The organism is Streptomyces sp. NPDC047081, from assembly GCF_040643775.1.
Classification (GTDB): Bacteria; Actinomycetota; Actinomycetes; order Streptomycetales; family Streptomycetaceae; genus Streptomyces.
Map to the genome: position 1 here is coordinate 459,441 of NZ_JBEYUY010000002.1, position 19,032 is coordinate 478,472.

The 19,032-nt window shown below is 72.6% G+C and carries 12 protein-coding genes; 5 read left to right on the forward strand and 7 right to left on the reverse strand.

The features are described 5' to 3' along the window. The first annotated feature begins 17 nt into the window (after window positions 1–17). The 4 genes from lnt to ABZ848_RS05185 all read left to right on the forward strand — a co-directional run bounded on the left by lnt (window position 18) and on the right by ABZ848_RS05185 (window position 5,150). Complete coding sequence (gene lnt / locus ABZ848_RS05170) at window positions 18–1,628, forward strand: apolipoprotein N-acyltransferase (protein WP_360825504.1); 1,611 nt, start codon at window positions 18–20, stop codon at window positions 1,626–1,628. A gap of 68 nt (window positions 1,629–1,696) precedes the next feature. Next, complete coding sequence (locus ABZ848_RS05175; RefSeq protein WP_360825507.1) at window positions 1,697–2,176, forward strand: NUDIX domain-containing protein; 480 nt, start codon at window positions 1,697–1,699, stop codon at window positions 2,174–2,176. Window positions 2,177–2,230: 54 nt separating this feature from the next. Beyond that, complete coding sequence (locus ABZ848_RS05180; protein ID WP_360825510.1) at window positions 2,231–3,031, forward strand: 3-hydroxybutyrate dehydrogenase; 801 nt, start codon at window positions 2,231–2,233, stop codon at window positions 3,029–3,031. Window positions 3,032–3,107: 76 nt separating this feature from the next. After that, window positions 3,108–5,150: a GAF domain-containing protein gene (locus ABZ848_RS05185; RefSeq protein ID WP_360825513.1), complete on the forward strand. Its 2,043-nt coding sequence runs from the start codon at window positions 3,108–3,110 to the stop codon at window positions 5,148–5,150. Window positions 5,151–5,190: 40 nt separating this feature from the next. On the opposite strand, the gene ABZ848_RS05190 is transcribed toward ABZ848_RS05185, so the two are convergent. Continuing rightward, the gene (locus tag ABZ848_RS05190) at window positions 5,191–6,579 is read right to left on the reverse strand and encodes an MFS transporter (RefSeq protein ID WP_360825516.1); all 1,389 of its coding nucleotides are present in this window, start codon (window positions 6,577–6,579) and stop codon (window positions 5,191–5,193) included. A 229-nt stretch (window positions 6,580–6,808) separates the two neighbouring features. On the opposite strand from ABZ848_RS05190, the gene ABZ848_RS05195 reads away from it, so the two are divergent. After that, complete coding sequence (locus ABZ848_RS05195; RefSeq protein WP_360825519.1) at window positions 6,809–8,530, forward strand: hypothetical protein; 1,722 nt, start codon at window positions 6,809–6,811, stop codon at window positions 8,528–8,530. A 62-nt stretch (window positions 8,531–8,592) separates the two neighbouring features. Here ABZ848_RS05195 and ABZ848_RS05200 read toward each other — a convergent pair whose 3' ends face one another. From ABZ848_RS05200 to ABZ848_RS05225, 6 genes are all read right to left on the reverse strand, one after another. Next, complete coding sequence (locus ABZ848_RS05200; protein WP_360825521.1) at window positions 8,593–9,234, reverse strand: cutinase family protein; 642 nt, start codon at window positions 9,232–9,234, stop codon at window positions 8,593–8,595. Between the two features lie 81 nt (window positions 9,235–9,315). Next, window positions 9,316–10,563 carry a helix-turn-helix domain-containing protein gene (locus tag ABZ848_RS05205; RefSeq protein WP_360825524.1) on the reverse strand — a complete coding sequence of 416 codons (1,248 nt, stop codon included), beginning with the start codon at window positions 10,561–10,563 and terminating at the stop codon, window positions 9,316–9,318. Between the two features lie 122 nt (window positions 10,564–10,685). Further along, complete coding sequence (locus ABZ848_RS05210) at window positions 10,686–11,630, reverse strand: alpha/beta hydrolase family protein (RefSeq protein ID WP_360825526.1); 945 nt, start codon at window positions 11,628–11,630, stop codon at window positions 10,686–10,688. Between the two features lie 21 nt (window positions 11,631–11,651). Then, window positions 11,652–15,599 carry a type I polyketide synthase gene (locus ABZ848_RS05215; RefSeq protein WP_360825529.1) on the reverse strand — a complete coding sequence of 1,316 codons (3,948 nt, stop codon included), beginning with the start codon at window positions 15,597–15,599 and terminating at the stop codon, window positions 11,652–11,654. Then, entirely contained in the window at window positions 15,596–17,311 is a 1,716-nt protein-coding gene (locus ABZ848_RS05220) for a fatty acyl-AMP ligase (protein WP_360825532.1), read from the reverse strand. The genes ABZ848_RS05215 and ABZ848_RS05220 overlap by 4 nt, the downstream gene beginning before the upstream one ends. Window positions 17,312–17,374: 63 nt before the next feature. Further along, window positions 17,375–18,949, reverse strand: a complete 1,575-nt coding sequence (locus ABZ848_RS05225; RefSeq protein WP_360825535.1) for an acyl-CoA carboxylase subunit beta — start codon at window positions 18,947–18,949, stop codon at window positions 17,375–17,377. Between the last annotated feature and the right edge of the window lie 83 nt (window positions 18,950–19,032).

A 19,032-nucleotide genomic window follows, 5' to 3' on the forward strand; every position in this document is an offset into this window, starting at 1 on the left:
CGCCGTACACTCCCGGAGTGACCGTCACCGCAACTTCCGTGGACGAGTCGGACCAGTTGCAGCCGCAGAACGCGCCCGCGTCGCGCGCCGCGCGTCTGGTACGCCTCGTTCCGGCCCTCGCCGCCGCGCTCTCCGGAGTCCTGCTCTACGTCAGCTTCCCGCCACGCACCCTGTGGTGGCTGGCCCTGCCGGCCTTCGCCGTCTTCGGCTGGGTGGTGCGCGGCCGCAGCTGGAAGGCGGGCCTCGGCCTCGGCTACCTGTTCGGCCTCGGCTTCCTGCTGCCCCTGCTGGTATGGACCGGCGTGGAGGTCGGCGCCGGACCCTGGCTCGCGCTGGCGGCGATCGAGGCGATCTTCGTCGCGCTGGTCGGCGCCGGTGTCGCCGCGGTGTCGAGACTGCCCGGTTGGCCGGTCTGGGCGGCCGCGGTGTGGATCGCGGGCGAGGCGGCACGCGCGCGCGTGCCGTTCCACGGCTTCCCCTGGGGCAAGATCGCCTTCGGCCAGGCGGACGGCGTCTTCCTGCCGCTCGCCGCGGTGGGCGGCACCCCGGTGCTCGGCTTCGCGGTCGCCCTGTGCGGTTTCGGCCTGTACGAGGTTGTACGCCTCCTCGTCGAGGGCCGCCGGACGCGGGCCGTCCAGCGGTCGGCGGCGGCCGTCGCCCTGCTCAGCGTGGCTGTGCCTGTGGTGGGCGCGGTGGCCGCACGCGCGCTGGTGAGCGACAAGGCCGAGGACGGCTACGCCACCGTCGCCGTGATCCAGGGCAATGTGCCCCGCTCCGGGCTGGAGTTCAACGCGCAGCGGCGGGCCGTGCTCGACTACCACGCGCGCGAGACGAAGCGGCTGGCCGCCGAGGTCAAGGCCGGCAAGATCGCCAAGCCGGACTTCGTGCTGTGGCCGGAGAACTCCTCCGACGTCGACCCCTTCGCCAACGCCGACGCCTACGCCGTCATCGACAGCGCGGCCAAGGCGATCGGCGTGCCCATCTCGGTCGGCGGGGTCGTCGAGCGGGACGGCAAGCTCTGGAACGAGCAGATCCTGTGGGACCCCAAGAAGGGCCCCACCGACACCTACGACAAGCGGCAGATCCAGCCCTTCGGCGAGTACCTGCCGCTGCGCGGCCTGATCGGCGCGATCAACAGCAACTGGACGGCGATGGTCCGCCAGGACTTCAGCCGGGGCACCAAGCCGGGCGTGTTCACCATGGACAAGGCCAAGGTCGGCCTGGTCACCTGCTACGAGGCCGCCTTCGACTGGGCCGTGCGCTCCGAGGTCACCGACGGCGCCCAGATGATCTCGGTGCCGAGTAACAACGCGACCTTCGACCGCAGCGAGATGACCTACCAGCAGCTCGCCATGTCCCGGGTCCGCGCCGTCGAACACAGCCGGACCGTCACCGTGCCGGTCACCAGCGGCGTCAGCGCGATCATCATGCCCGACGGGAAGATCACCCAGAGGACCGGCATGTTCGTCGCCGCCCACCTGGTCCAGAAGGTGCCGCTGCGATCCTCCGAGACGCCGGCCACCAGGCTCGGCATCCTGCCGGAGATGGCCCTGGTGCTGGTCGCCGCGGGCGGCCTCGGCTGGGCGATCGGCGCCGGCGTGCGCGGGCGGCGCGCCCGGAACGTGTAGCCGTACACCGGGCGCACGCCCCGTGAAGTGCGCCGGATCCATGGCACCGGCCCCTTAGGGTCGGTGCCATGCCAACTCCTGACTTCATCCGTGAGATCCGGGCCTCCGCGGGCCACCAGCTGCTCTGGCTCCCCGGTGTCAGCGCCGTCGTCTTCGACGACCAGGGCAGAGTGCTGCTGGGCCAGCGCGCGGACAACCACCGGTGGGCGCTGATCTCCGGCATCCCCGACCCGGGCGAGCAGCCCGCGGCGGCCCTCGTGCGGGAGGTCCAGGAGGAGACGGGGGTCGACGTCGTAGTCGAGCGGATGGTCGCCGTGCGGTCCGGGAAGTCGGTCACCTACCCCAACGGCGACGTCTGCCAGTTCATGGACCTCTGCTTCCGCTGCCGCGCCGTCGGCGGCGAGGCCCGGGTCAACGACGACGAGTCCCTGGCCGTCGGCTGGTTCGCGCTCGACGCGCTGCCCGAGATGACCGACTACCATCACTTCCGGATCAAGCAGGCGCTCACCGATGAACCCACATGGTTCGAGCCCGTGAGTGCCGGATGAAGTATGGGTGTTGACCACATGTGGGGAGGCGGGGGCGCTGCCTAGGGTCAAGCCATGACCGCGCCCAGCCCCGCTCCGGCCCCCCACGCCTCCTCCCTCGACCTCGGCGGCCGCACCGCCCTCGTCACCGGCGCCGCCGGTGGCATCGGCCGCGTCTGTGCGCTGCGGCTCGCGGCCGCCGGGGCCAAGGTGAGAGCGGTCGACCGGGACGCCCGCGGCCTGGAGGACCTCGCCGAGCACGCCGGCGGCCTCGCGGGCGCCGTCGAACCGCACGTGCTCGACCTCACCGACCTCGACGCCGCCGAACTCGCCGCCGCGGGCACCGACGTCCTCGTGAACAACGCCGGGCTGCAACTGGTGCGCCCCATCGAGGAGTTCCCGCCCGAGGTGTTCCACACGGTGCTCACGGTGATGCTGGAGGCGCCCTTCCGGCTCGTGCGCGGGGCCCTGCCGCACATGTACGGCCAGCAGTGGGGCCGTATCGTCAACGTCTCCTCCGTCCACGGACTGCGCGCCTCCGCCTACAAGTCCGCCTACGTGGCCGCCAAGCACGGCCTGGAGGGACTGTCCAAGACCGCCGCCCTCGAAGGCGCGGCCCACGGCGTCACCTCGAACTGCGTGAACCCCGGCTATGTGCGCACCCCCCTGGTCGAGCGGCAGATCGCCGACCAGGCCAGGGCCCACGGCATCCCCGAGGAGCGCGTCCTGACCGAGGTGCTGCTGCAGGACAGCGCCGTCAAGCGCCTGATCGAACCGGAGGAGGTCGCCGAGGCCGTCGCGTACCTGTGCGGCCCGCAGGCCTCGTTCGTGACCGGTGCCTCGCTCCTCCTCGACGGCGGCTGGACCGCCCACTGAGCAGGGCGGCAGCCGTGCGCCGTGGAGTTTTCCACAGGGCTGACGGGGCGGACGCGCGATGGGGAATCCTGTGAGCATGTCTCGCGATCACGTGCAGCCCGCCGAGCGCGCCGAGGCCGGAGTGCCGCTCTCCGGTCCGGAGGCGCCGTTCCTGGAGCTGCTGGCCAGGGGAGCGTCCGCCGACGCCTACGAGCAGCCGGTGCTGCTGGCCCGCGCCGAGGGGCGGCCCGCCGCGGTGGTCAAGGCGCTCGAGCACGCCAAGCTGCTCGCGCTGCGCGTGCGTGCCGAGCTGGAGGGGCGGCGCAGGCGGGAGGCCGAGCTGTCGGCGCTCTTCGAGACCGCCCACGACCTGGCCGGCCTGCGGGACCTGGACGCCGTACTGCAGGCGATCGTGCAGCGCGCCCGGTCCCTGCTGGGCACCGACGTCGCCTACCTCAGCCTGAACGACCCGGAGCGCGGCGACACCTACATGCGGGTGACGGAGGGCTCGGTCGCCGCCCGCTTCCAGCAGCTGCGGCTCGGCATGGGGGAGGGGCTCGGCGGTCTCGTGGCCCAGACGGCGCGCCCCTATGTCACCGACGACTACTTCAAGGACGCCCGCTTCCAGCACACGAACGCCATCGACGCGGGCGTGCACGACGAGGGGCTGGTCGCCATCCTCGGCGTCCCGCTGATGCTGGGCCACCATGTGATCGGGGTCCTCTTCGCCGCCGATCGACGGGCCCGCGTCTTCGAGCGGGAGCAGATCGCACTGCTGGGGTCGTTCGCCGCGCTCGCCGCGGCCGCCATCGACACCGCGAACCTCCTCACCGAGACCCGCTCCGCCCTCGCCGACCTGGAGCGGGCCAACGAGATCATCCGGGACCGCAGCGGAGTCATCGAGCGCGCCTCCGACGTGCACGACCGGCTCGCCGAACTCGTCCTGCGCGGCGGCGGGGTGCACGACGTGGCGGCCGCCGTCTCCGAAGTCCTCGACGGCACGGTCGAGTTCACCGAGCCCGCCACCGTACCGGCCGCGGCCCTGGAGGCCTCCCGGGGCGAAGGACACGCGGTACGCCACGCGGACGACTGGATCGCCGCCGTGACCGCCGGCGGCGAACTGCTCGGCGCGCTCGTCCTGCGCGGCCACCCCGGCCTCGACCCAGTCGACCAGCGCACCCTGGAGCGGGCCGCGATGGTCACCTCGCTGCTGCTCCTGGCCAGACGCTCCGCCGCCGAGGCCGAACAGCGCGTGCGCGGCGAGCTGCTCGACGACCTCCTCGACGCCCGCGACCGAGACCCGCGCCTGCTGCGGGAGCGCGCGGCCCGGCTGCACGCCGACCTCGACGCCACCCATGTCGTGCTCGCCGCCCGCTTGGACCGTGGCATCGCCGATGCCGCCCGCCATGGAGGTGCCACTACCGGCCTCGACGGCGTCACCGGCGCCCCTGCGCGTGTCGACGGCGCCACCGTTCACGCCACGCATGTCGACGGCGCCACCGCCGCCGACCAGGAGGCGGGCGCCCGGCGGCGCCTGTGGTCGGCCGCCTCCCACCTCGCCGCGACCCGGCACGGCCTCGCCGCCGCGCGCGACGGCGGCACGGTCCTGCTGCTGCCGCTGCCCGACGGCGACACCGCCACCGAGCTGGCCCGCCGTACCGCCCGCGACCTGGGCACGGCCGTCCACGAAGCGGTCACGGTCGGCGCCTCCGCCCCTGTCCGTGACCTCGCCGCCCGCCCCGACAGCGTGGCCGCCGCCTACGCGGAGGGCCGGCGCTGCCTGGACGCCCTGCGACTGCTCGGCCGCTCCGGCGACGGCGCCGCCGCCGAGGACTTCGGCTTCCTCGGCCTGTTGCTGGCAGGAGACCGGGACATCGCCGGCTTCGTCGACCGGACGATCGGCGAGGTCGTGGCCTACGACGAACGACGCGGCACCGACCTCGTGCACACCCTCGACGCGTACTTCACCTGCGGCATGAGCCCGGCGCGTACCAAGGACGCGCTGCACGTGCACGTCAACACGGTCGCCCAGCGCCTGGAGCGCGTCGGCCGCCTCCTCGGTGACGACTGGCAGAGCCCCGCCCGCACCCTGGAGATCCAACTCGCCCTGCGCCTGCACAAGTTGACGGCACGGCGCTGACCCCCGCACGCGCGCGTACGGGGGCCGGTGCGGTGCGCCGTCAGACGGTACGGGCGTCCGCCGTGCGGGCCGGCGCGGTCTCCTCGCCGGCGGTGGCCTCGACGTCGGCCAGGTCCCGGTGGCGCGTCTCCTTGGCCGCGCCGACGGCGATCACTGTCAGGACTGCGGCGGCGATGACGTACAGGGCGATCGGCGTCGAGCTGTCGTAGTCGGCCAGCAGCGCGGTGGCGATCAGCGGGGCCGGCGCGCCCGCGGCGACCGAGGCGAACTGGGCGCCGATCGAGGCACCGGAGTAGCGCATCCGGGTCGCGAACATCTCGGAGAAGAAGGCGGCCTGGGGCGCGTACATGGCCCCGTGCAGCACCAGGCCGACGGTCACCGCGAGGACCAGGTTGCCGAAGCCGCCGGTGTCGATGAGGGAGAAGAACGGGAACATCCACAGGCCCACGCCGACCGCGCCCAGCAGATAGACCGGACGCCGTCCGACCCGGTCCGAGAGGGCGCCCCAGGCGGGGATGACCGCGAAGTGCACGGCCGAGGCGATGAGCACGGCGTTGAGCGCGGTCTGCTTGGAGACCCCGGCCGAGGTGGTGGCGTAGACGAGGATGAACGCGGTGATGACGTAGTAGCTGATGTTCTCCGCCATGCGGGCGCCCATCGCGACCAGGACGTCCCGCCAGTGGTGGCGCAGCACGGAGACCAGCGGCAGCTTCTCCGCCTCGGCGCTGCGGGCCGCCTTGCGGGCCTCGGCCTGCGCCCGCGCCTGCTGGAAGACCGGCGACTCGTCGACGGACAGACGGATCCACAGACCGACGACCACCAGCACGCCCGAGAGCAGGAACGGGATCCGCCAGCCCCACGAGCCGAAGGCGCTGTCCGACAGCACGGCCGTCAGCAGGGACAGCACACCGGTCGCGAGCAACTGCCCCGCCGGCGCCCCCGTCTGCGGCCAGGACGCCCAGAAACCGCGCCGCCGCGCGTCCCCGTGCTCGGACACCAGCAGGACGGCGCCGCCCCACTCGCCGCCGAGCGCGAAGCCCTGGACCAGCCGCAGGGTCGTCAGCAGCACCGGAGCGGCGGTACCGACGGTCGCGTGCGTGGGCAGCAGCCCGATCGCGAACGTCGCCCCGCCCATCAGCAGCAGGCTCAGCACCAGCAGCTTCTTGCGCCCGAGCCGGTCGCCGAAGTGCCCGAACACCAGGGCGCCGAGCGGGCGGGCCGCGAATCCGACGGCATACGTCAGGAAGGACAGCAGGGTGCCGACCAGCGGGTCGGAGTCCGGGAAGAACAGCTTGTTGAAGACGAGGGCCGCGGCGGAACCGTAGAGGAAGAAGTCGTACCACTCGATCGTGGTGCCGATGAGGCTGGCGGCGACGATGCGCTTGAGGCTTGCGGGGGACGGCGGAGCGGATGCTGCTGCGGAGGCCATGTGCGCCACTTCCTCGTGTGCGGTGGGGACGGGTACGTTTCGGCACACCGTAGGAACGGCCAGGTCGGGCGCACATGTGGCGGGACTACATAGTTCGAGGGCGCACTGTGCGTTCCCCGCCCACTCTTGCTCCGTGGGTGTCCACTGCTGGTGACAATCGCTTCACCAGGTGCTGAGTCTTTGTGAGCACCGTCCGATCGCGCGGCCCACCCGGCCCTACCGTCCGACCATGAACACGAGCCGCAGCAGAGGACGAACCCCGAAAGCCCTGCGTACCGCCGTGCTGGCGGTGCTGCTGACCGCCGGGACGCTCACCGTGGCCGTCCCTCAGGCCCAGGGAGAGAACGCGCGGACCGAGGCCCCGGCGGGCGCGGTCGGCAAAGTCACCGAGTCGGTCGTGCGCGTGAAGGTGCCGCTGCCGGCGTCCTTCGGGGCGCGCCCGGCCGCGTGCGACTGGCTGTCGTATCTGCGCTACCGCTCCTCCGACGGCCCGGCCACCTCCGCCGACGCCGATCGCATCCTGGTCGCCCAGCCCGGCATCCTGGAGGGCGCCGGAGCCTTCGACAGCGTCGCCCGCAACACCGTGGCCCGCGCCGCCGAACAGGGTCAGCACATCGAGTTCTGGGCCCTGGACCGGCGCTCCAACTGCCTGGAGGACCACACGGGCGTCGACTCCGGCGACCAGCACACGGCCGTCGACTACTACTACCGCGGCAAGCAGGTGGCCGGCCGCACCTTCGCCGGTTTCGTCGGCAACGACCGGCTGGGCTGGATGGCGAAGCTCGGCATCCGGCAGACCGTGCGCGACCAGTACGACCTGCTCACGGCCGAACTGCCCGACCAGGGCCTGCGCAAGCGGAAGGTGCTGTGCGGCGGGCACTCCCTCGGCGGTGTCGTCACCGGCTACTTCGCCACCGCCGACTTCGACGGCGACCCGGCCACCACCGCCGACGCCGGACACAATCAGTGCGCCGGCTACTTCGCCCTGGACACCACCGTCTCCACCTCGCTCGCCGACCTCAGCGGCAGCATTCCCGACGACACCAACCTGCCCGACGTCGGCCTCGGTTACGGCGTCGTCCAGGCCGGTCTCGACAGCGGAGTGCTCCCGCGCTCGCTGTCCGCGCCGGTCCTGCTCAACCCCGAGACCATGACCCTCCTGGCGATCGCCGGGGTGGGCGCCGTACAGAATCCGGGCGGCGAGTCCGATCTGCCGAGTTATCTGCCCGCGAACACCAACATCGAGGCCACCAACCGCTTCCTGTTCTCCAAGGACACCGCCACCTTCCTCACCGGCACACCGGCGGTGAAGGACTTCCGGCTCACCAACGCGGCGGTCCTCGGCGCCCTGCTGGACGACAACTCCGTACCGCTCGCCTTCCTGCAGAGCAGTGTCGGATTCTTCGACGGCGGACCGATCGCCGACAAGAACTTCCCCGCCGCCAACGGCAGTTCGTCGCAGCCCGCGCTGTTCGGCACCCAGTACAAGGCCATACCCGCCGAGCCCCACGGCCCGCTCTACACATGGCGCAATTACGACCGTGTCGGCGCCGCGGACGATCCCAACCACCGTTCCTCCGACGGCACTCCCTTCACCAACGCCGGTGAAGAGGTCACCGACATCCAGGAGTTGGCCCGCAGCCTCGCGCGGCAGCCGCTGGACTTCACCGAGCAGTACTTCCCGACGAAGCTGGTCACCGACATCGAGCTGGCCACCTCGCCGCAGGTGAAGCAACTCGTCGTGCATCCGGACGGGTTGACAGCGAACCCGACGCTCACCGTCCTCGCGGGCGACGGGCTGCTGGCCGGGCGCATTCCCGCCGAGCGGCATCCCGTGGTCGCCGACGGTTACCAGCACCTGGACGTTCTCACCGCCGCTCCCGTGCAGAACAACGGGCAATCCGAGCCCGTCTCGACCAACCTCGCGCGCTTCGCCCGCGCCCCTCAGTAGTCACCGCGGGCGGACGCGCCGAGGGCCCGGGAGGATCGCTCCCGGGCCCTCGGCGTCGGCCGTCAGACCTTGGTCGCGGCGAAATCGGCCGCCGCGCCGGCGTCCGAGGTGTAGCTCAGGTGGGCCAGGACGTCGCCGCCGCCGTTCTGGCAGATCGGGTCGCCCTGGGCGCAGAAGTCGATGGTGCGGCTCTGGTAGGTGCCGGTGACGCTCTTGCCCAGCGCCCGGATCGGGTTGCCGAACAGGAGCACCGCGGCGACCCGCGGCGCGAGCGCGGCGGGAATGGTGGCCACGATCGGGCTGCCGACCACCGCGCCGTCACTGCTGATTCCGATGGAATTGTCGACGACATTCGCCCCCTGCGAATAGCCGACGAGAATGAAACGCTGGTTCGGACACGCGGCCGCCTGGCTGTTGACGTGGTTCACCAGGTCCGAGTTTCCCTGCGCGGCCGACGTGAGCGAGAGGTCGGCCGGGTAGTTCACCTTGTAGCTGGAGAGATTCCGGCCGGTGAGTTTCTGCTGCAGCGCGGAATACACCGGGTCGCCGACGATCGCGCCCAGCGTGCCCGGTTCGAAGGTGCCGCGCGCCGCGACGACGTCGATGTCCGAGCAGGTCGCGGCCGTTGCGGCGGGTGCCGAGAAGGTGGTGAGTCCGGCCCCGCCGGCGAGTGAGAGCGCGGCGAGGCACAAGCGGATGCGCATGGGGATCCTTTGCGGGTGGGGCGCGTGTGCGCGCCTGGGGAAAAGGACGTCCCGAACGTATTCGCGTTGTGTGAAAGGGTGTTATGGACGGGAATTCAGAAACTCCACGGATTTTGTTGCGTCCGTGCGTAGTTCTTCCGCGCGCAGCGCCAGAATCAGATCCAGGCGGGTGGCGGGGTCGTGCAGGGCGTCGCCGAAGAGCTTCTCCAGTTGGCGCAGCCGGTACCGGACCGTCTGCGGGTGGATGTGGAGGCGGACGGCGACGTCGGGCACGTTGCTGCCGCTGAGCAGCCAGGCGAGGAGGGTTTCCGCGAGACGGACGCGCTGGCCCTCGGAGACCCCGTCGAGGGGAGCCAGGGCGCGTGCCTCCAACTGGGCGAGCAGGGGCTCGTCTCCGTGCAGCAGCAGGGTCGACAGGTGCTGGTCGCACCGTACGACGCCGTGCCGGGGCAGGACTCCGCGCCCCATCAGCCCCAGCGCCAGCGAGGCCCAGCGCAGCGACTGCGCGGCCTCGACGAGCGGCACCGTCGGCCCGATCGCCGCCGGACGGCCGCGCAGCGCCAGCGCGAAGGCCCGCCCGGCGAAACGGCCCGAGCCCTCCGGATCGGGCACCAGCATCCGCGGCGGCCGCGACTCCATGTCCACCAGCGCCCCGGCACCGGCCAACGGCCGTTCCTCCTCGCGCTGTTCGGCCCCGGCGGCGAGCACGACGACGGCGACCTGGCGCGGCACCGACCAGCGCGCACCGTGCGCCAGGTCGTGCACCGCGTCCGGCGACACGGGCCCCTCGCCGAGCAGCAGGTCGAGCAGCCGCCGGCGCCGCCGCTCCAACTGCTCCGTGCTGTGCGGCCGCGCCTGCGCGTACCCTTCGGCGGCCGCCTCGGCGACCTCGTGCACCGTCCTGAACGCCAGTTCGCCCAGCGCCGCCACCACCGCCGAGTCCAGGCCGAGCTCCTCGGCCGTCCGCCCCATCAGCCGCCAGGCCTGCATCCCGCCGATCCGCAGCGCCGACTGCAGCACCTCCAGGCTGCGGCCCTCCAGGGCCACGGCCCGCCCGAGCGCGTGGTACGTCGCCGCGATCGCGTCGCCCCGGCCGCGCGGGTCGGCGATGTGGTCGACGAACAGGGTCAGCGCCTGCTCCACGCCGGCCCGCAGATTCCTGGCGTACGCCCCGTCGGGCGGGCCCGCGTACTCGGGGACCTGCCGGCGCACCTCCTCCGCCACCACGTCGGCGACCGCTCCGAGCTGCGCGCGCAGTAAGTCGGCCAGGTCCGGAGGCACCGAGGGCGCCGGACCGGCCGCTCCGCTGTGGGGGGTGGGGACGGCCATCGAGGACACTCCTTTCACCCGGAACGGGCTCACCCGCGGACCGTTGCCCGTGGGGCGAGAGGCAAGTCCCGTGTTGGACGCTCGCCCCCCGCGCTCCGTTCCGTGCCCCGACGGCACCGACATCACTCCGGCACTCCCAGCGCACCGGCGAGCATCGGCCAGGACGTGGTGAACTCCTGCTTCCAGTACGCCCAGCTGTGCCCCCCGCCCGAGTAGAAGTGCTTCGTGACCGCGATGCCGAGCCGGTCGAGGGCGTCGGTGAAACTGTGCGCCTGCGGCCACAGCGCGCTCTCCAGCGCTTCCGGCAGCCAGTCGCCGGTGCCCCCCGCCACACCGCTGCCGCTCGACACGTACAGCGGAGTGCCCCGCAGTCCGGCCGCACGGGCCCGAGGGTTGAAGCTCCTCCAAGTGAGCAGGTTCAGCACCGGATTGCCCCACAACGACAGAGGAGCGAGGCCCTCCCGGGCCACGATGGCGTCGACGATCGTCGGCACACCCAGGAACGTGGTGTCCAGGATGCCGCTGTACGAGGCGGCGGCCGCGAACGCGCCCGGATGCCGGGCCGCGTGCGCCAAGGCACCGTAGCCGCCGGTGGACACCCCCGCGACGACCCGCACGCCGGAGGCGCGGTAGCTGCCGGCGAGCAGCGCCGGGACCTCCGTGACCTGGAAGGTCTCGTAGTCCGGCCCACTGGCCCAGGCCGTGGGAATGCCGGTCGGACCCGCGTCCGGCATCGCCACGATCAGGTCCCGGCCCGCGGTGAAGGCCTCGATGTCCGTCTCCCGGGTCCAGGACGTGTAGTCGTCGTGCGCGCCGTGCAGGAGATACAGCACGGGATAGGTCTTCGTCGGCTGGGTGTCGAAGTCCGAGGGCAGGATCAGCCGCACGGTCGCGCTGCGCCCCAGGGCGACTGAGGACAGGGACACGTCGAAGGTACGGGCGCTGATCTGCGTGGCAGCCCGTGCGGTGCCGGCCGCGGCCCCGAAGAGCGCGGCCAGACCGGCCGTCGCCGCGGCCTTGGTGACGGTACGTCGGGAGACTCCGGCGGTGCGTGGGCGGTGGCGCATGGCGGCTCCTCGGGTTCCGGTTCAGCGGGTCTGCTCGGCGCGGTCGAACTCCCGCCGCAGCAGCGCGGCGAGCTCGTCGACCTGCGGAGGGTCGAGAAGCGAGAGGTGATGCCCCGGCGCGGGCACGACGGTCAGCCGCGGGCACACCTCGTCCCAGCCGAGCGCCTCGTCGTCCCGCTCGTACGCCGGGTCGCGCACGGTGTGCGGTGCGGGCTCGCCGGCCCGGAACAGCACCACCCGCCCGTCGTACGGCCGCGGCCGGTGCGCCTCGCCGATCCGCAGGTCGAGATAGGAGGACCGCTGGTGCTCCAGCGCCGAGACCGGCACCTCGGCGACCTCGCGCAGGGCGCGCAGCACGGTGTCGATACGCTCGCCGTCGTCCTCCATCGAGACGAGTTCGTCGTACGGCAGCTGCAGCCGGACCCCGTAGGCGTCGGCGACGTGCGCGGCGAACCCGGTGAGGTGGGCGCGGACGCGGTCGGCCGGGGCGCGGTCGTCGAGCGGCCGTACGGAGTCGAGGAGCACCACCAGTTCCACCTCCCGCCCGGCAGCCGCGAGTTGCCGTGCGGTCTCCTGGGCGACGAAGCCACCGAAGGACCAACCGCCCAGCAAGCAGGGCCCGTTGGGGTGGACTCCGGTGATTGCCTCGGCGTATAGGCGTGCCTTCTCGGTGACCGAGTCGGCCTCGTCCACCCGCTCCAGTCCGTACACGGGCCGGTCGTCGCCGAGTCGTTCGGCGAGGGCCCGGTACACGTCGGTCGTGCCGCCGGCCGCATGGACGAGGAAGAGCGGTGGCCGGGAGCCGCCCGGGCGCAAGGTCCGCAGTGGTCGGAACTCCGTTGCGGAGAGCGCCTGTTGTACACGGTTGGCCACGGTGCCGATGCTCGCGGCGCCGAGCAAGTCGCGCAGCGGCAGCTCGATCCGGAACTCGCGCTCCAGCGCGGTCCGGATACGGACGGCCATCAGGGAGTCCAGGTCGAGGTCGGTGAGGGCGGTGGCGGGGGTGAGACGCGTGGGCGGGTGGCCGGTTACTGCGGCGATGTGGTGGCAAAGGCGAGCGGCAACAGAGTCGTCCTCTGGAACCGCGGTCTTCGGCATCGGTGAAGTGGCGGCTCTTCCATCCGTCCACCAGTGCCGCACATGCCGCCAGCGCGGCGCGGGCAGATCCATGACCCGCCCGGCCGGCAGCGGCAGCCGCTGACCCGCCGTGTACAGGCTGCCCAACTGGCCCAGGAACGCGGCGGAGCCGTCGCCGTCGCGACGCAGGGTGCCCACGGCGAGAGCCCCCGGCGCGCTGTCCGTGATGGCCCGGAGGAGGACCGGGTGGGGCGAGATCTCGACGAACGCGGTGTGTCCGTCCGCCGAGGCCGCCGCGACGGCCCGGTCCAGACGCACGGGCCGACGGAGGTTCGCGACCCAGTGGTCGGCGTCGAAGAGGCAGTCGCCGCGCGGGTCGTCCAGCACGGTGGAGTACACGGGGACGCGGGGCGGTCTGCCCCGGACGTCGGCCAGCGCATCGGCCAACTCGGGCAGTAGCGGATCGACTTGGGGTGAGTGACCGGCCCCGACGACCCGCATGGCCCGAGCCGCCCGTCCGGCCCGCTCCAGCTTTCGCACCAGCGCGGAGACCGATTCCCCCTCCCCGGTGACGACCTTCTGGCCCGGAGAGGAGTGCACGGCGACCTGCACGCCGGGGAAGTCCTGTTCCAGAGAGGGAAGTTCAGCGTCCTCCAGGTCCACGACCGCCATCGCGCCACCCCGTAACCGGCTCAGCAGCCGCGCCCGTACGGCCACGATCCTCGCCGCGTCCGACAGGTCCAGGGCACCCGCACACACCGCTGCGGCCACCTCGCCCATGGAGTGGCCGATCACGGCGGCGGGCTCGACGCCGTACGAACGCCACAGTTCGGCCAGTGCCACCTGGAGCCCGAACAGGACGGGTTGGGCGATCTCCAGTCGGTCCAGGTCACCGCCGGAGGCGAGGCGGTCGTAGAGAGAGAACCCGCACTCCGCGGCGAGTTGGGCGTTGGTCTTCTCCACCGCGGCCGCGAAGGCGGGCTCCTCGGCCAGCAGGCGCCGTCCCATGCCGACCCACTGACTGCCGTACCCGGAGAACACCCACACAGGTCCGCGCCCGACTCGGTCCCGGTCGTCGGTCACCACCTTCGGATGGGGGTGGCCTGCCGCCAACGAGCCCAGACCGTCGGCGAGTTCGTGATGATCGCGGGCCACCACGGCGGCCCGAACGGGCCCGCGGCCGGTCCGTCCGGCGAGCGTGCGCGCCACGTCGGCCAGAGGCGCGCGGGTGCCCTCGGGCGTCCGGAGCCAGTCGGCGAGCCGGGACGCGGTGTCCCGCAGCCGTTCTCCGCCGACGTCGGACAGCAGGTGCAGCCGGGCTGTCGGCTCCTGTGGTGGCGGGAGCAGGGCGGGCCGCCATTCCTCCAGTACCGCATGGGCGTTGGTGCCGCCGAAGCCGAAACCGGAGACGCCCGCCATCGCCGTGCCGCCGTAGCGCGGCCACGGCTCGGGCTCCGTCGCCACCCGCAGCCGTACGTCGTCGAGCGCGCTGCCGTCCGCGCAGTGCAGGGACGGCGGGATGACGTCGTGGTGCAGGGCGAGAACCGTCTTGACCAGACCGGCGACGCCCGCCGCCGACTCCAGATGGCCCAGGTTGCCCTTGACCGAGCCGAGCAGCAGCGGCTGGTCGGGGTCGCGGTCCGCGCCCAGGACCGCACTCAGCGCGCCCGCCTCGATCGGGTCGCCGAGCGGAGTGCCGGTGCCGTGCGCCTCGACGTAGTCGACGTGCGCCGGGTCGGCACCGGCTCGCGCGTACGCGGTCGACAACAGGGCTTGCTGAGCTGCGGGGTTGGGTGCGAGAAGGCCATTGGAGCGGCCGTCGGAGTTGACCGCCGTGGCGCGGACGACGGCCAGCACCCGGTCGCCGTCCCGTTCGGCGTCGGACAGCCGTTTCAGGAGGACGGCGGCGCAGCCCTCGCCGCGCCCGATGCCGTCGGCGGCTGTGGAGAACGGCTTGCAGCGGCCGTCCGGGGCGAGGGCGCCCGCGCGTCGGAACGCGACCGTGACGGTGGGGGACAGGAGCAGGTTGACCCCGGCGGCGATCGCCAGGTCGCTCTCGCCCGTGCGCAGGGAGACACACGCGTGGTGCACGGCGACCAGCGACGAGGAGCACGCCGTGTCGACGGTCATGCTCGGCCCGCGGGTGTCCAGGAAGTACGCCAGCCGGCCCGCGGCGACGCTGAGCGCCGCTCCCGCCGGAGCCCAGGGGTCGACCGACTCGGCGTCGGCGCCGGTGAGTTGACCATACTCGGCAGCCGAGACGCCGACGAAGACACCGGTGTTGCTGCCCGCCAGGGAGGCCGCCGGGACGGCAGCGTGGTCGAGCGTCTCGTGGACGACTTCGAGGAGGATCCGCTGCTGCGGGTCCATCACGGCGGCCTCGCGCGGGGTGATCCGGAAGAAGTCCGCGTCGAACCCGGCGATGTCGTCGAGGTAACCCCCGTACGGCAGCGCGTCGGAGGGCGGGAAGGCGGTGAAGTCGCGCCAGCGGTCCTCCGGGACGCGCCGGATCGCGTCGACGCCGTCGCCCAGCAGCCGCCAGTAGTCGTCGGGCCCGTGCACACCGCCCGGCAGCCGGCAGCCGACCCCGATGACCGCGACGGGCTCGCCGGAGATCACCTGCATGGTCACCGGCGTGAGGGCGGGTTCCCGCGCACCGCAGACACGCGTGACCAGCGCCTCCCCGGTGGGCGCCTCCCAGACCAGCGTCGCCGGCAGCTCCCGGCCCACCAGTTGGGACAGCTCCCCGGCGAGCACCACGGCGTCCCGCGAGGACATGCCCAGGTCCGCCAACGGCCGGTCCATCGGCGCGAGTTGCCCGGACGTGCCGCTCCAGGCGGCCACCCGTTCCGTGATCAGCCGGCGCACCGCCTGCTCGTCGGTGCCTCTCACTGGGCACGCTCCGCCGCGTAGTCGCCCGCCAGATACCGCTCCCGCGTCCAGGCCCGAGAGACCTTGCCGCTGGAGGTTCGGGGCACGCTGCCGGGCGCCACCAGCACGACGTCGGCCAGCCGCAGCCCGTGCCGGGCGGAGACGGCGGCACGCACGGCACGGACCAGCGCCGGTACGTCGATGTCGGCGAGCGAGGTGCCGCGGGCGTGTTCGGCGACCACGACCACCCGCTCGCCCGAGCCGCCCGGTGTGCCGAAGGCGGCGAGCCGGTCGGGCCGGATCGCCGGATGTGCTTCCTGGGCGGTGGCCTCCACGTCCTGCGGATAGTGGTTGCGGCCGTCCACGACGATGAGGTCCTTCAGCCGGCCGGTGACGATCAAGTGCCCTTCCAGCACGGTCCCGAGGTCACCCGTGCGCAGCCACCCGCCGCGGCCGAAGACGCGCCGGGTGAGCTCCTCCTGGTTGCGGTAGCCGCGGCCGATGTTGGGGCCCTGCACCTGTATCTCGCCGACCTCCCCGTCGGAGAGCTCGGCACCCGACACCGGGTCAGCGATACGGACCCGCTGGCCCGCAGGTCTTCCACAGCCCGCCAGCAGGACGGCTCTGGGATCGTCGGGCCGTGCGGGCAGCGCCTTCCCGGCGGCGAGGGCGTCCCGGTCGAGGGCGACGCGGTGCAGCGGCTCGCCGGGTCGGGCCGCGCTGACGAAGACGGTGGCCTCGGCGAGCCCGTACGACGGACAATGCACCTCCGGCGCCAGCCCCTGACCGGCGAAGGCGGTGTGGAAGCGGTCCACCGTGCCGGGACGGACCGGCTCGCTGCCGTTGATCAGCGCGACGACGTCGCCCAGCCGCAGGTCCGCCTTCTGTACGTCGGTGACGGCGGAGGCGCAGTAGTCGTAGGCGAAGTTGGGCGCCGCGCTCAGCGTGCGCGGATGCGTTCCCAACAGCCGCAGCCAGCGCGCCGGTTCGTGCAGGAACGCCACCGGATCCATCAGCACCGACGGCAGCCCGCGCACCACCGGGGCGGCGACGCTCAGCACCAGCCCCATGTCGTGGTAGAGCGGCAACCAGCCCACGCAGGTGACCGGGTGGGCGTCTGCACCGTAAGCGGCCAGCGCCTGGCGGGCGTTGGCGACGACGTTGGCGTGGGTGATCTCCACGCCCGCCGGGGTACGGGTCGAGCCGGAGGTGTACTGGAGATAGGCGACGGCGTCGGCGGCCACCGGCTGCCCGCCGCTCGCGGCCGAGTCGGGCACCTCGTCGGCCACGACGACCTGTGCCGACGTGTCCGCGCAGAAATCGCGTACTCCGTCGGCAGTTTGACGTGTCGTCACCACGACCGCCGGGTCCGCGTCGGCGAGCACCGCCGAGAGCCGGTCGTCCTGCCCGGGCAGACCCGGTGGATACAGCGGTACGGCGACCAGTCCGGCCGCGAGCGCCGCGAGGAAGGCGGTGACGTACTCCAGGCCCTGCGGGCACAGCAGCGCGACCCGCGCCCCGGGCTCGGTGTCCTCGGCTAGCCGGGCGGCCAGCGCGCGGACGCGCAGGTCCAGGCGGCGCCAGGTCAGTGTGCGGTGGACGCCCCGGGAACCCGGCGCGGGATGGTCGACGAAGGTGAACGCCCTGCGGTCGGGGGCGGCCTCGGCCCAGTGCCGTACGAACTCCGGCAGAGTCCGGTGGGCGGGCGCGAGCGGGGGGCGGCGGCTCTCCACGGTTTGGCTCCTCAGGTCACGTAACGGGCTTGCGTGGCGCGGTGGTTGGAGCGGTCGGTGGGATCACAGGGGGATGTTGCCGTGCCGGCGCTCCGGCATCGGGGCGCGCTTGCCGCGCAGCGTCCGCAGCGCGCGGCACACCTGCTCGCGGGTCTCGCGAGGGGCGATGACGGCGTCGACGTAGCCGCGCTCGGCGGCGAGGTAGGGCGTGCCGTGGGTGCTCTCGTACGCGGCGACGAGCCGGGTGCGCAGCGCCTCCGGGTCGGTGGCGGCGGCGAGTTCACGCCGGTGCAGGATGCCCACGGCACCCTCGGCGCCCATCACGGCGATTCGGGCGGTGGGCCAGGCGAGGTTGACGTCGGCGCCGAGGTGCTTGGAGCCCATCACCGCGTATCCGCCGCCGTACGCCTTGCGGATGACGACGGTGACCTTCGGGACGGTCGCCTCGGCGTACGCGTACAGCAGTTTGGCGCCGCGCCGGATGATCCCGGCCTGCTCCTGGCGGACCCCGGACAGATAGCCCGGTACGTCCGCGAAGGTCAGCAGCGGGATGCCGAACGCGTCGCAGAACCGTACGAAACGCGCGGCCTTCTCGGAGGCGTCGATGTCCAACACCCCCGCTGAGCAGAGGGGTTGATTGGCCACGACCCCCACCGACCGGCCCTCGACTCGGGCCAGCGCACAGATGATGTTCGGTGCGAACAGCTCCTGGATCTGCAGGAGTTCACCGTCGTCGACGACCGTGTGCAGGATGTCCCGCATGTCGTAGGCCTGCTGGAGCCGGTCCGGCACGGCCTCGTCCAGCCAGGCGCCGTCGCGGGCAGGGGCCGGGGCGTACTCCGGTGGCCGTTCGAGGTTGTTGCCGGGCAGATAGGACAGCAGGTCCCGTACGGTGTCCAGGGCGTCCTCCTCGTCGGTGGCGAGGAAGTGCGCGTTGCCGCTCAGGGCGTTGCTGGTGCGGGCGCCGCCCAGGTCCTCGGCGCTGGTGTGCTCGCCGGTGACCGCCTCGATGACGTCGGGCCCGGTAACGAACATGTGCGAGGCGCCGTCGACCATCACGGTGAGGTCGGTGATGGCGGGCGAGTAGGCGGCGCCGCCCGCGCAGGGGCCGAGGACGACCGAGATCTGTGGGATCACCCCGGACGCCTTGACGTTGCGGCGTACCAGCTCGGCGTAGAGGGCGAGCGATGCGACGCCTTCCTGGATGCGGGCTCCGCCGCCGTCGTTGAGCCCGACGACCGGGCAGCCGATCTTCAGGGCGAGGTCCATCAGGGCGACCGTCTTCTCCCCGAAGGCCTCGCCCATGCTGCCGCCGAACACCGTGGAGTCCTGCGCGAAGACGCAGACGGTACGGCCGTCGACCGTGCCGTGCCCGGTGATCACCCCGTCCCCGTACGGGCGCCGGGCGCCGTCCCCGACGGGCCGGGCCCGCACGAACAGACCGGTCTCCGTGAAGGAGCCCGGATCCAGCAGCCGTTCGATCCGCTCCCGTGCGCCGAACTGTCCACGCCGTCTCGTGCCGCCCGGAGCCGCGGCGCGAGCCCGGCGCTCCGCCAGCTGGGCGAGGCGCTCGGCGGTGCGGTCGGGTACCTGTGCGACCGTCCTCTCGGGACGGGATGTCGTCGCCTCTCGCGTCACAACCACCTCCGAAATGGCTTTCGAATATGGCAGTGGTTGAGAGACGGATTGAGTGGTTCGGCGTTCTCTTTGCGGGAGTTGAG